A 14,075-nucleotide genomic window follows, 5' to 3' on the forward strand; every position below is an offset into this window, starting at 1 on the left:
AATGCTGATCAAAGATACTCGGAGGTCCTGGCGTTATCCTTGATAAGCTCCAGTTCCACCTCTTTTGTCAACAACTCAGCGTAACTGAAGGAAACCTTGCTGTGTTGAGATTCCACGTAAAGGGTGAAAAGACACGGGTATGTCTCCAAGATCACCCCTCGCCTTTCCTCCGTCTTGCGACGTCCCTTGGTGGCACGATACCGCACCGTGTTTCCCTTGTATCGAGCCACCCTCTGACGAATCGATTGAATGGAACAAGCCATGAGAGTCCTCCTCTTTTCACAGGGATAAGGACATTCTAACATATCCATCCAAAAAATTCAAATTTTTTAACCACCTAAGATTATCCTTCTATCCCCCACCCTTCTGGTAACCCCCTTGCCATCGAGATATTCCAAGAGGGGCAGGACAAACTTTCTACTGCTTCCGGTTATATCCCTCACGGAAGCTATGGTTATCCCTCCGTCTACCTCCCTAAGAGCGGAAAGCAGCCGTCTCTCCACATCGGAGGAAATCAAAAACGTTCCATCCACCACGGAGAACAACCCCATCCGTCTGACATCGGTCAGAAAACGGGAGAACTCTTTTTCGTCCATTCCAAGGGCTTTAGGACAATCGGTCAAAACCGGCGGATGAAACCCCGCATCATCGCACAATCCCTTCAGAACATCCACCTTCGCCTGAAAAGCCTGATCGTCCTCTTTCTCGAACCCAGGAAGGGAGAGCAGGGATTCCTTGGATATCAGTACCCCTCCCTCTACCATCCAACCGACGAAGGCCCGGCCGAACTTTCTGTCTTCATCGGCAAAAAGTCCGTTCACCAACCTGTCGGCAGCCTCCCCCTCCTGGTGAGGGTGCTCTTCATGAAAGGACTCCAGCCGTTTCAGGATAGAGCCCTCCAGTCGGGCTCTCTCTCCGTCGGAGATGATTATGCCGTTGCCTACGGGGATAACCGAAACGCCTCTGGATTTCAGGCGGTCCTTCAATATTTCGGCCAATCCTTTTCTGGTCTCCTGGGTCTGCACTATCAGGTCGTCGAAAGGGATCCTTCCGTGAAAATCCACCAGTGCCGCTATGCGATCCTCTCTGGAATCGGAGGCCATCAACGCCTCCAGCCTGGCGACGGTCTCCTCTCTCGCCCTTCTCCCTCGAGCTTTTTTCCCGTAGGGAGAAAGGACCTCCCCTCCGCCTATGGTCCTTAGAGGACTGTAAAAACGGACGACAAACCTCTGACATATGGAGGCGACGACCGGTTCCTCCAGGACGAGCTGGGCGACCGCCTCCTCTCCGGGAAGAAGTTCCTTTCTGTCCAGAAAAGCCACCCTCGCCAACACGTCCGAGGTTCCCAGGTGGACCCTGAGCCTCTGCCAATGAGAAATTCCCTCTATAGCCCCCGGCAAGACCTTCAACCCCACGTCCAGACAGCTGGACGCCCTGAATACGCCGGAGGCGCACACGACGTCTCCTCTGTTGAGCTGATCGACGGAAAGACCGTTCAAACTCATGGCCACCCTCTGACCTGCCTCGGCGGAATCGACCGAAGAACCGTGAACCTGTAGGCTTCTAACCCGGGTGTCCAACTCCGCCGGCAATATCTCCATGTCGTCGCCCTGGGATACCCTGCCTCTGTAGGCCGTTCCGGTCACCACGGTTCCGAATCCCGCCACGGGGAAGGATCTGTCTATAGGCATAAAGAAGGCCCCTTCTCTATCTCTGGGGACGACCTCGTCCACAAGCTTGTCCATCTCGTCCATGACGGCACCCAGGTTATCCCCCGTAACGGAGGAGACAGCCAATATAGGCTTGTCCTGAAGGAAAGTCCCCTTGACCAGATCCTGAACATCGTCCGTCGCTAACTCTAACATCTCCTCGTCCACCAGGTCCGCCTTGGTCAAAACCACGAATCCCTCGCGAACCCCGAGGAGCTCTATTATGTCCAGATGCTCTCTGGTCTGGGGCATAACTCCCTCGTCGGCGGCCACCACGAGCAAAACGGCATCCAGGCCGGAGGCCCCCGCCACCATCTGTCTTATGAACTTCTCGTGTCCGGGGACATCTATCACGCTGACCACTCGGCCGCTGGGAAGCTCCAGAGGAGCAAAGCCGAGCTCTATGGTTATCCCCCGTTTCCGTTCCTCCGACAGCCTGTCGCAGTCCACGCCGGTCAAGGCCTTGACCAGATGGGTTTTTCCGTGATCTATATGCCCGGCAGTACCTATTACTAGAGACATCTCCTCGGTCATCTCGACTCCTCCTCCAGGATAGACGTAAAAGCTCGAACCAATCGGTCCAGGTCTCCTTCCATCAGGGTCCTGCCGTGGATCAAGATCCTGCCGTCTCTAGCACCGACCACCGCAGGTTCGTCGCAGGACCTGAGCCTTTCCTGAATAGTTCCGGAGCTCAGATCGGGCAAGGATACGGATAAAGCGAATCCGGGAACCGCCGTGGCAGGGAAGGCCCCTCCTCCGACTGCGTCGTCCACCGCTACGACCTCCATATGGGCCCCTTCGAGCACCGGGTCCAGAGCCTCCATGAGGGATAGGCATCTCTTTTTTATCGCATCTCCATCGAGAGAAAGCATGGCCAAGGTGGGTATCTCGTTCCAATTCCCTCTGAGATACAGCCTCAAGGTGGCCTCGAGAGCTGCCAAAGTCATCTTATCGCACCTGAGAGCTCTTAAGAGAGGATAGGTCCGAATCGAGTCCACCAGCTTTTTCTTTCCCACCACGGCCCCTATCTGAGGTCCGCCCAAAAGTTTATCTCCGGAGAAGGTGACCAGATCGACTCCGGCATCGATACAGTCACCGACAGTGGGCTCTCCCGATAGCCCCAGCTTGCCTGGATCGACCAATATACCGCTGCCGAGATCCTCCATGAAGATAACACCTTTATCCTCGGCAAGGGCAGCCAGGTCCTCTCTAGATACCTCCTTGTGGAACCCAACCACCCTGAAATTGGAAGGGTGAACCTTCATAACTATTGCAGTATCCTCGCCGACCGCCCTCTCGTAATCCCTCAGGTGGGTCCGGTTCGTAGTTCCCACCTCGACCAGCCTGGTTCCGGAAAAGGTCATTATGTCGGGTATCCGGAAGGAACCTCCTATCTCCACCAGCTCCCCTCTGGAGACCACAGCCGATCGACCGGCGGAGAGAGCGGCGAGGCAGAGCAGAACGGCTCCGGCGTTGTTGTTGACTACTACGGCGGCCTCCGCTCCTGTAAGCTTGCAGAGGAGCCACTCCACGTGACTGTTCCTCTGACCTCTTTCCCCCGCCTCTAGGTCGTACTCCAGCGTGTTGTACCTACCGGCGACCTCGGAAACCGCTTTCACCGCCTCCGGCGACAGACAAGACCTTCCAAGGTTCGTATGGACCACTACTCCGGTGCCGTTCACCACCGATCTCAGACTGGGTGCGGACATGGATTCGACCCTGTCGTCCAGTAAAGAGAACAAATCCTCGTCTTTAAATTGCTTTCTCTTTCCGGACAGGATCTCGACTCTCATATCGTTCAATATGGAGGAACACAGCTCCTTCAGTCCCTCTCTATCCAGATATTTGAGATACCTAGAGGCTCTCTCATCGTTCAAAACCTTCTCCATCGCGGGAATTCCACGAAGAAGTCCCTGTATATCTTCGTCCGTCATTAGGACCGTCACCACCCGATACGAATTCCCCCGCAGGGGTGAAATAGGTTAATAGTAATGATATAATTTCTTTGCAGTTATGGAAAGACCTTTCGATCAATCGATGATAACAGACCGAAGGCTTCAAGCCTAGAGCTACGGCTGCACACAGAATATCCATAGGAGGTCGAGCGTAATGCAAACAGTGGATGCCAGGGGAAAGATGTGCCCTCAGCCTGTGATAATGACGAAGAAAGCCATAGAGGCGGGGGCCTCGGAGATCAAGGTGATAGTGGACAACGCCATCGCTGGACAGAACGTCACGAGACTGCTCAAAAGCAAGGGATTCGAGGTAGTCCTGGAGGCGGAAAACGACCTGGATATAGCTGTCACGGGAATCAAGGGAGACGGTCCTTCCGAGGGAGAAGATGGAACTAGCCCGTCCGAAGACACCCGAGGGAGAAGTAACGGACCATCCGGTGACAGTAAAGCCATAGCTGTCATCATCACCAGAGACATCCTGGGAGGAGCCGATAGAGATCTGGGAGAGATCCTAATAAAAGGCTTCTTAGGAACCCTTCATCAACTGGACGACGAACTTATACCGGAGACCTTGGCCTTCATGAACGAGGGAGTCAAACTGGCTCTCAAGGACAGTTCGACCTGCGAAAGTATAATCGAATTGGAGAAGAAGGGATGCAGAATATTGGTCTGCGGAACCTGCGTAAACCACTTCGGTATAGCCGATCAGGTAGGAGTCGGTGAGATATCCAACATGTTCGACATCTCCGAGGCCATGCTAAAAGCCGATTCCATACTCTCGCTGTAAACGTTGAATAGTAAAAAGGCGGCAGGAAGATCGTTCCATCCTTCCTGCCGCCTTTTATTCTTTCGTCATTTATCAGTTGAAGGACTTCAGGTTCCTTCCAGAGAAGATCTCCGCCATCTCTGTCTTGATCTTGTCCATGATTATCTTTTTCTTTGAGGGGCGGATATCGTCCGCGCTTATGTGAAACAGATAATCGTCCAGGTCGAAATCCCTGAGAGTCATCCTGGTGCAGAAAAGATTTTCCTGGTAAACGTTGACATCGTACATGTTGTACCTGTTTATGGTGTCCTTCGATATAAAGTCCTGTATAGAGTTTATATCGTGATCGATGAAGTACTTATTGCCATCTATATCTCTGGTGAACCCTCTTACACGATAATCTATACAGGCGATATCGGGATTGAACCTGTGAATCAGGTAATTCAACGCCCTCAGAGGCGATATCCTTCCACAGGTAGACACGTCTATATCGGCCCTGAAGGTGCTTATGCCGTTATCCGGATGTTGCTCCGGGTAGGTATGGACCGTTATGTGACTCTTGTCGAGATGACCTATCACGGTGTTGGGCAAAGGCCCAGGCGCAGCGAACTGCTCTCTCTCAGATTCGCTGCCTCTGAGCTCCGGAGGGACGGGCTCCTCCGCTATCAGCATCGTGACGCTGGCGCCCTGAGGCTCGTAGTCCTGTTTGGCCACGTTCAAGATAGTTGCCCCTATGATATCCGCCACGTCACTCAATATTGCGGTGAGCCTATCGGCGGAGTACTCGTCGTCGATATACTTTATGTATTCCTTACGCTCCACCAGACTTTGAGCATAGCATATATCGTACATATTGAAGCACAGGCTCTTGGTAAGATTGTTGAAACCATACAGTTTTATTCTATCTTCCGTCATCGTAAGCCCCCCAGACGTGAATAGGGTAGCCCGGACAACCGCCGGGACGGCCTTTCGGAAAACGCCTCTTTCCGAATATACCACTCAATTCTCCATACCTCAAAAAAGCCTCATTCCCAAACCGCTTTTTCTCTGCCGACGGACCCTATCGGGAATCAGAGAGGCCTCCAGCTTGGCCTCGTTCCAACGAGCCAATCGAATGAAGGGATATCCCAAAAGAAAATAAATCGCCGCCACGATCAACCCCGTCCCGAAATAATCGTAATAGGTCGTAGCTATCTGTCCGTAAGCTTTGGTTAGATCCACCAATGTTATGACGGAGACTAGAGAGGAATCTTTCAATAGCGAGATAAAATCGTTGGTCACAGGAGGCAACACCATTCTGACCGCCTGGGGAACCACGACGTGGCGCAGGGCCTCTCTCCTGGTCATTCCCAGTCCCAAGGCCGCCTCCATCTGACCGGCTGGCACCGCCATCAACCCCGCCCTGTATATCTCGGCCTCGTAGGCGGCGTAGTTCAAACCTAAACCTATCACCCCGGCGGTGAAGGGATCGAGCTTTATGCCTACGTTTGGAAGACCGTAGAAAATGAAGAAAAGCTGAATCAAGACGGGAGTCCCTCTTATGATCTCCACGTACCACGTAGACAACACCGCCAAGGGCGCAGGACCGAACACCCTGACTATGGCGAGACACAATCCGAGAACCACCGCCAAAACCATCGCGGCCAGCGACACCTCTATCGTAGTGATAGCAGCTCTTCCGAGCTTAGGCATGAAGGACACATATCTTCGAGCTGTATCCTTCCATGTGGCATCGGGCCTATGGCTCTCAATCCATCCGTTGTATCTGTCCGGAGTAGTCTTGACCGGCCCTAGATCCTGAAACTCCTCTGCTACCAGGGAGTTCCACAGGTTCCACCTCTCCAGGATAAAGCGGATAGTACCGTCGTCCCTGAGGGTCATTATGGCCTGATTCACCTGGCTCAGAAGCTCCTCTTCGCCTTTGCGCACCGCTATTCCGTACTCGATCCTGCCTATCTCCGGGCCTACGAACTTGACCTCTCTCATAGGACCTCCGTAATAGAGGGCGATAGGGGCGTCGAAAAGGGTGGCGTCCAGCCTTCCGTTGACGAGATCGGTGTAGGCGTTTATCTCGTCGGCGTAGGTACGGACATCCACCCCTTCCAGAGAATCCAGGACGTACTGAGAGTAAGACTGTTTCAACGTCCCGACCACCCTGCCCCTGCAGGATTCGAGATCGGTTATGTCGAAATTATCCCTTCTCACCGCTATCTGGAGATGCGTGACGTAATAAGGGATAGAGAAATCGACCACGTCGCTGTGTTCCGGCGTGATCTCCAGCCCATCTATGGATACGTCGTACAGATGTCTTTCCAAACCTGGAATGAGATTGTCCCATCCGTTCTGGACGAATCTGGTGGAAAGCCCCATCTGTTCCGCGATGGCCTCGACTATCTCCACCTCGTAGCCGACGAGTTCACCTATATCGTCAGCATGGTGGAACATATAGGGAGCTCCGCCCTCCGTATCGCCTCCCCAGGTAAGCACGCCGGGAGACATGGTATTGGAGGCAAAAGCTCCGGTAACCGCTGAAAGAGAGAAAAAGAACGCACAAAAGACCGACAGTAGGCGGGACATCAGGCAACCTCCATCATGTGACGAAGGAAATTTCTGGTTCGCTCGTTCTTGGGGTTTGAGAACATCTCGTCTCCATCGGAGATCTCGACTATCTCGCCACGGTCCATAAAAACGACGTAATCGGAGGCATCTCTGGCGAAATGCATGGCGTGGGTCACAAGTACCTGGGTCATCCCCTCTGCGTCGAGATCCCTCATTACCTGGAGGACCTCTCCAACCAGCTCGGGATCCAGCGCTGAGGTAGGCTCGTCGTAAAGCATCACCTTCGGAGCCATGGCGAGAGCCCGGGCTATGGCGGCCCTCTGAGCCTGGCCACCGGAGAGGGTAACCGGATATCGCCCGGCGTATCCCAGAAGGCCGACCTTGGAAAGGATGGCCCTGGCTATCTCCTCCGCCTCTTCATAGGTCTTCTTCTTTACGACCATGGGAGCCAGCATGACGTTTTCGATCACGGTTTTATGGGGAAAAAGGTTGAATCCCTGGAACACTATGCCTATCTCTTTCCTCATATCGTGAGCGGTCTTCATGAACCTCTGCCCAGCTTGCCGTTCGGATGAATCTCTTCTCAGGGTCTTGCCCGCTACGGAGATTGTCCCGGAGTCCAGAAGCTCCAGACCGTTTATACACCTCAGGAAAGTGGACTTGCCACATCCGGAAGGACCGATTATGGAGACCAGATCTCCCTCCTTGATGTCTATAGACACCCCGTTGAGCACCTTCTCGTCGTCGAAACTCTTGTGGAGATCCTCGACGCTTATGAGGATCTCGCAGTTCTTTTTCAACTCCTTCTCACTCTCCTAACTTAAATCGGATCGCCCCGTTGAGGGCGTCAGAGACGTAGTATGACATAAAAGCCACGCAAGAGAAAGGGTTATGCCCTTTTTTCTTGTTCCTTCTTCTTGAATCTTGGGTTATCGCCTGACCGAAAGATCTCGTGTAGGGGAACTATCCCCTTTTTCGGCTCCACATATCTGACCTCGCAGGGAATATCTCGACCGATGGAATCCCTAACGACCGACCGAATCGTTCCGATCAAACCGATCACGTCGGAGGAATCGGCATCCCCCAGGTTTATTATAAAATTAGCGTGTTTTTCGCTCACCATTGCGTCGCCCAGTCGAAGCCCTTTGAGTCCGCAAAGCTCTATTACCCTTCCCGGAGCTCCCCAAAGGGAGAATATCTCCGGGTCGTTGCTGAAGACCGATCCACAATTCGGATAGGCCAGGGGGAATTTAGATTTTCTCTCCTTAAGCACATCCTCCATCTCGGATCTCACTTCTCCGGGCATCGACCTCTTCAGACGGAGCCCGGCCTCCACCACGACCCTCCGTCCATCCTGAAAACAGGAACGACGGTAGGAAAAGCCGCACTCTTCGGGAGAGAACACTTTAAGGACTCCGTCCTCGTCCAGGAAGCGAACCCACTCCACAGAATCACCGATGGACCTTCTAAGGCTGCCTCCGTTCATTGCTATCAATCCGCCGACGTTACCTGGAATCCCGACTGTATGCTCCAGTCCGGAAAGTCCGGCGGAGGCGCTGGCCCTCGCCAGACAGGGGGCCCACGTACCGGCTCCCACCGTAATGCGGTCCTCTCGGATCTCGAATCCCCCTAACGATCTGCCGACCTTCAGTATCGCTCCTCGAAAGCCGTCATCGTCGAAAAGCAGGTTGGACCCTCTACCTATCACCAACCAGGGCACGTCGTTACGGCGAAAGGCGGAGACCGCGGCGGTCACTTCCTCGTCGGAACGAGGCTGGACGAAAAGATCCGCCGGCCCTCCGATCCTCCACGTACAGTGATTTTTCAGAGGTTCGTCCAAGGAGAAGGGAATCCCCATGCTCTCCAACACATGAAGAACTCGTCTCATCTTCCACCCCTCCGTCCTCTTTTCTTGTCCTTTCGTATCCGGACCTTCTCCGTCTTTTTATCGGTCCTCTTTTTTTCGGTATAGTTTCTAACGAGACAATCAGGACCTCTGCCTATCAGATCGGTCCGCCCCGTCTTCTCCAGCGCCTCCACCACCAGGGCCCTGTTCTCCGGCCTGTCGTACTGCAACAAAGCCCTCTGAAGCGCCTTATCGTGACCTCTTTTGGCGACAAAGAGAGACCTTCCAGAATAGGGATCCATCTCGGAGTAATACATGCAGGTGGACAGACTGCCTGGCGTAGGTATGAAATCCTGAACGTGATCCGGGATGTGCCCCAGATCCCTCAGGAACTCCGCCATGGCCACGGCGTCCTTCAAGGTAGCACCGGGGTGACTGGATATCAGATAGGGAATGAGATACTGCTTCTTGCCTATTTTTTCGTTGATCCTGTCGAAAGCCTTCTTGAACTTGAGGAACACGTCTATAGAGGGCTTGCCCATAAGCTTAAGTACCCGGGGGGAACAGTGTTCGGGAGCCACCTTCAATATTCCGCTGACGTGATGGCGGCATATCTCTTCTAGATAGCCTTCGTCGCCGCACTCCATGAGATAGTCGTATCTGATGCCCGATCGTATAAACACCTTCTTGACCTTGGGGAGCATCCTTATCTTCCTCAAAAGAGCCATATAGTCCGAATGATCCGTGTCCAGAGAGGGACAGGGCTTAGGCGCCATACAGCGTCGATCTCGACAGGTTCCGACCTTCAGCTGCTTCGAACATGATGGATGACGAAAGTTGGCAGTAGGACCTCCTACGTCGTGTATGTACCCCTTGAAGCCGTCCATGGAGACCAATCTCTCCGCCTCTTTCAATATGGAACGATGGCTCCTGGCCTGGATTATCCTGCCCTGATGGGCCGAGATGGCACAGAACGAACAGTCTCCGAAACAGCCCCTATGGCTCACTATGCTGAAGCGGACCTCCTCTATCGCAGGGATGCCCCCTAAATCGTCGTACATGGGATGGGGCTCCCTGACGTAGGCAAGATCGTAGACGCCGTCCATCTCCTCGGTCGACAGAGGCATGGCAGGGGGAAGCTGGACCACCGTTTTATCTCCGTGCCTCTGACAGACGGACCTTCCCCTGAAGGGATCCTGCTCTCCGTACCAAAGCCGAAAAGCCTCGGCGAAAGCCTTCTTGTCCTTCTGGACCTCCTCGAAAGAGGGAATCTCTACAGCCTCTTTCGGAACCGACAAAGACCTGTAGCAGGTTCCTCCGATATCGGTCAAATCAGACACGGACTCACCGGAGGCCAGCCTTGAGGCTATCTCCAGGATCTGTCGTTCCCCCATTCCGTAGACCAGTATATCCGCACGGCTGTCGATCAGTATGGAGCGTCTCACCTTATCGGACCAATAATCGTAATGGGCCATCCTTCTCAGGCTGGCCTCCACCCCTCCTATAATCAACGGAACGTCGCCCCAGAGCTCTCTCGCTATATTACAGTAGACCAAGGTAGCCCTGTCCGGCCTGTGACCGAGCTCCCCTCCAGGCGAATAGCTGTCGCTTCTTCTCCTGTTCCTCGCAGCGGTCAGTTTGTTGAGCATCGAATCGAGATTCCCCGCCGACACCAACACCCCCAGCCTGGGACGGCCCATCGCGGTAAAATCCTCTCGCCCCCGCCAGTCCGGCTGTGCGACTATTCCGACCTTAAACCCCTCCGCCTCGAGACATCGACATATCACGGCTGGCCCGAAGCTCGGATGATCCACGTAGGCATCTCCGCTCACGAACAGAAAATCCAGCTCGTTCCAGCCCCGGGCCTCCATATCGTCCCTGTTCACAGGAAGAAAATCTCTGCGATCCAACATATCTACTCCTCCCACAGAAGCCTCTCCCATATGGAATTAGCCACCCTCATTCCCTTACGGGTCAGGGCCACCGAGCCCTTCCTCCACTCGAGACAGTTATCGGGAATTTCCGAGAGACACTTCAACAGCCGGGCCTTCAATCCGGATCCGAACCTTCGACAAAAACCGTCCAGATCGATCCCCCATTTGGTCCTCAATGCCAGTATGGCCGACTCGGACGCCTCTGCGACGCCGCCGATCCTCTCGCTGTAGACCACGGCGAAACCGGATGACCTCACCGAATCGCGATATCCAGCCAGGGACGGATCGTTCTCGTACCTCAGACCGTTTAAATATCCCCACGCTCCAGGCCCAAGCCCCACGACGTTGTCCCTGTTCCAATAGGCCAGATTGTGCAGGCTCCAGTGCCCTTCGAGGGCGAAGCTCGCTATCTCGTACTGGTCGAAACCGATCCTCGGCAGATACCACTGGGCCCATCGATAGTGGCTGTAACCGTCGAAGACTCCCTCGGGCGGTTTTTTTCCCCAGAAGGAATCGTTATCCAAGGTAAGCTGATACAGCGACATATGACCGACTCCAAGCTCAGCCAAGGCCTTTAGGCTCCGGTGCCATTTTCTGAGGGTCTGCCCCTTCAGGCCGAACATCAGATCGCCACTGACGTCGAAACCGGACGCCACAGACGCAATAACGGCCCGTCTCGCCTCGTTCGAATCGTGAAGCCTACCGAGCCATCGAAGCTCGTCGTCGTCCAGGCTCTGAACCCCTATACTGATTCGAGAGATCCCTCTGTCCCTCCAAAATCGAAGATGGCCATCGGAAAGGCTCTCGGGGTTCGCCTCCACCGAGAACTCCTCGATCGAACCACGGTCGATATATCGATCCAGCAGATCCATCAGCCTGGTCCATTCCTCGACGGACAAGACCGTGGGAGTTCCCCCTCCTATGTAAAGGGTCCTGGCCGGAAGGGAACCTCCGGATAACCTGGTCAGTCCGGCAAGCTCCGATTCCAGGGCCGAAAGATAAAGGGCCACGTCCCCGGAACGAGGGACAGAGCTGGCGAAAGAACAGTAAGGACACTTGGATCTACAGAAGGGTACGTGAAGGTAAACAGAGAGGGGCTCGGAAAGCCCCTCTCTACCTCCCTCGAAATCGAGGATATGACTAGTTACTTTCATCGTCCATGTTGAGGAAGGACATAAAGGCATCGGGAGGAATGGAAACTTTCCCTATCATCTTCATCTTTTCCTTGCCCTTCTTCTGCTTCTCCAGAAGCTTCCTCTTCCTCGTTATATCGCCGCCGTAGCACTTGGCCAAAACGTCCTTCCTCAGGGCCTTAACGTTGGAACGGACTATGATCTTGGATCCCACAGAAGCCTGAAGAGGAACCTCGAACATCTGTCTCGGAATTATCTCCTTTAACTTCCTGATCGCCTGCTGACCTCTGTGATACGCGTCGTCCTGATGGCATATAAAGGAGAAAGCATCCACCGGCTCGTGGTTTATGAGAACGTCGACCTTGACCAGCTTGGCCTCTCCGAATCCCACGTGCTCGTAGTCCAGGGAAGCATAACCCCTCGTCTGGGACTGAAGCTTATCGTAAAAGTCGACGATGAACTCCGCCAGAGGAAGATCGTAAATCGCCCTCGCCCTCTCGGGAGTGAGATAGTCCATGGACACGAAGGTCCCCCTCTTCTCCTGACAGAGCTGCATGACCTTTCCGACATAATCGGACGGAACGTAAACGGTGAGCCTTATCATAGGCTCCGACACGGAGGCGATATCCCCGACCTCGGGAAAATCCGAGGGCCTGTGGGCCTCTATCTCTTCGCCTTTTTTGGTCTCCATCCTGTAAACGACGTTGGGGGCCGTCGCCACCAGCTGAACGTCGAACTCCCTCTGAAGCCTCTCCCTGGTTATATCCATGTGGAGCAACCCGAGGAAACCGCAGCGGAAACCAAAACCGAGGGCGGTCGAGGTCTCTGGCTCGAACTCTATGGAGGCATCGTTCAGCTTGAGCTTTTCGAGAGCCTCTCTAAGCTGGGTATATTCGTCCCTGTCCACGGGGTAGAAGCCGCAATAGACCACCGGCTTTACAGTCTGATAGCCCGGAAGGGGCTTTTCTGCCTTCTTGTTATAGAGGGTAACTGTATCCCCGACCCTTGCCTCGTCCAGGGTCTTTATACTGGCTGTAAGATAGCCGACCTCCCCGACCCCCAGGGACTCGACGGAGGTGAAACCCGGACGGAACACCCCTACATCCTCGACGGTATAACGTCTGCCGGTAACCATGAAAATTATCTCGTCTCCGGCAGAGATCCTTCCGTCTACGACCCTTATGTAACATATGACCCCTCGATAGTTATCGTACACCGAGTCGAATATCAGGGCCCTCAGAGGAGCCTCATCTTCTCCCTTCGGAGGGGGAACAATCCCCACCACCCTCTCCAGGGCGTCCTCTATGCCTATGCCGTTCTTGGCGCTCGCCAGCACGGCGTCGGAGGCGTCCAGACCGACCACGTCCTCTATCTCCTGACGAATCTCGTCGGGGCGTGCGGAGGGAAGATCTATCTTGTTTATGACCGGAATTATCTCCAGATCCTGATCGATGGCCTTATATGCGTTGGCAAGTGTCTGAGCCTCCACCCCCTGAGCGGCATCCACCACCAACAAAGCCCCCTCACAGGCGGCGAGAGACCGAGACACCTCGTAGCTGAAGTCCACGTGGCCCGGGGTATCGATAAGGTTCAACACGTACTTTTCGCCGTCCGAAGCGGTATAGTCCATACGCACAGGCACGGACTTTATGGTTATGCCCCTCTCCCTCTCGAGCTCGAGGGAATCCAAAACCTGTTCCTTCATGTTTCTCTTATCGATGGTACCGGTAAACTCCAGCATCCTGTCGGCTATGGTGGACTTACCGTGATCGATATGAGCTATAATCGAAAAATTTCTTATCCTTTTAGGATCCATATAGAAAAAACACCTCACAGATAGAAAGAGCGCCCCCTAAAGGGCCCGTTTCGCTCCCCCCGAAAGAGGGACCCGAACCAGACTATGATATCAGAGACGGGACAAAACCGCACCGTCTCAGGTAGAAGCCCATCTGAAACGTAGTCCTCCATCGAGTCTCCTCAGAGAGGTCGTTCCGGCGGAGCCCATTCGAGCCCGTATTCCCGACCTGCCGTCGTGTAGTACGAATGGGGCGACAGGACGTCGCCCCAAGCCGAGGGGGCACAGGACGTGCCCTCCGAGGCGGTCTGTACGAAACAGGCAGGTCGGGAATACGTTCGGGCGAGACAGGGCGGAGCCGGAACGACCTCTCCGAGA

Annotated in this window: 11 protein-coding genes; 1 reads left to right on the forward strand and 10 read right to left on the reverse strand. The window is 54.3% G+C overall.

Going from position 1 to position 14,075, the window contains the following annotated elements; translation table 11 throughout:
- Positions 1–8 precede the first annotated feature (8 nt).
- The 3 genes from DPEP_RS11860 to selA form a co-directional block, all read right to left on the reverse strand.
- Positions 9–263: a Veg family protein gene (locus DPEP_RS11860; protein WP_005662383.1), complete on the reverse strand. Its 255-nt coding sequence runs from the start codon at positions 261–263 to the stop codon at positions 9–11.
- Between the two features lie 66 nt (positions 264–329).
- A complete protein-coding gene (selB, locus tag DPEP_RS11865) occupies positions 330–2,243 on the reverse strand; it encodes a selenocysteine-specific translation elongation factor (RefSeq protein ID WP_005662384.1) in 1,914 nt (637 codons plus the stop codon).
- Positions 2,240–3,643 (reverse strand): L-seryl-tRNA(Sec) selenium transferase, encoded by a 1,404-nt coding sequence (selA, locus tag DPEP_RS11870; protein WP_005662385.1) that lies wholly within the window; start codon positions 3,641–3,643, stop codon positions 2,240–2,242. Before selA ends, selB begins: the two co-directional genes overlap by 4 nt.
- Before the next feature lie 175 nt (positions 3,644–3,818).
- Here selA and yedF point away from each other — a divergent pair, with 175 nt between their 5' ends.
- Positions 3,819–4,451: a sulfurtransferase-like selenium metabolism protein YedF gene (yedF, locus tag DPEP_RS11875; protein WP_005662387.1), complete on the forward strand. Its 633-nt coding sequence runs from the start codon at positions 3,819–3,821 to the stop codon at positions 4,449–4,451.
- Positions 4,452–4,523: 72 nt separating this feature from the next.
- On the opposite strand, the gene speD is transcribed toward yedF, so the two are convergent.
- From speD to lepA, 7 genes are all read right to left on the reverse strand, one after another.
- Complete coding sequence (speD, locus tag DPEP_RS11880; protein ID WP_005662389.1) at positions 4,524–5,345, reverse strand: adenosylmethionine decarboxylase; 822 nt, start codon at positions 5,343–5,345, stop codon at positions 4,524–4,526.
- Positions 5,346–5,444: 99 nt separating this feature from the next.
- Complete coding sequence (locus DPEP_RS11885) at positions 5,445–7,007, reverse strand: ABC transporter substrate-binding protein/permease (protein ID WP_005662392.1); 1,563 nt, start codon at positions 7,005–7,007, stop codon at positions 5,445–5,447.
- Positions 7,007–7,789, reverse strand: a complete 783-nt coding sequence (locus DPEP_RS11890; RefSeq protein ID WP_005662393.1) for an amino acid ABC transporter ATP-binding protein — start codon at positions 7,787–7,789, stop codon at positions 7,007–7,009. The genes DPEP_RS11885 and DPEP_RS11890 overlap by 1 nt, the downstream gene beginning before the upstream one ends.
- Before the next feature lie 89 nt (positions 7,790–7,878).
- Complete coding sequence (murB, locus tag DPEP_RS11895) at positions 7,879–8,877, reverse strand: UDP-N-acetylmuramate dehydrogenase (protein WP_005662394.1); 999 nt, start codon at positions 8,875–8,877, stop codon at positions 7,879–7,881.
- A complete protein-coding gene (locus DPEP_RS11900) occupies positions 8,874–10,748 on the reverse strand; it encodes a YgiQ family radical SAM protein (RefSeq protein WP_005662396.1) in 1,875 nt (624 codons plus the stop codon). Before DPEP_RS11900 ends, murB begins: the two co-directional genes overlap by 4 nt.
- Before the next feature lie 2 nt (positions 10,749–10,750).
- Complete coding sequence (gene hemW / locus DPEP_RS11905) at positions 10,751–11,923, reverse strand: radical SAM family heme chaperone HemW (RefSeq protein WP_005662398.1); 1,173 nt, start codon at positions 11,921–11,923, stop codon at positions 10,751–10,753.
- Entirely contained in the window at positions 11,910–13,718 is a 1,809-nt protein-coding gene (lepA, locus tag DPEP_RS11910) for a translation elongation factor 4 (protein WP_005662400.1), read from the reverse strand. Before lepA ends, hemW begins: the two co-directional genes overlap by 14 nt.
- Positions 13,719–14,075 lie beyond the last annotated feature (357 nt).

Source organism: Dethiosulfovibrio peptidovorans DSM 11002 (genome assembly GCF_000172975.1).
GTDB classification, from domain to species: Bacteria; Synergistota; Synergistia; order Synergistales; family Dethiosulfovibrionaceae; genus Dethiosulfovibrio; species Dethiosulfovibrio peptidovorans.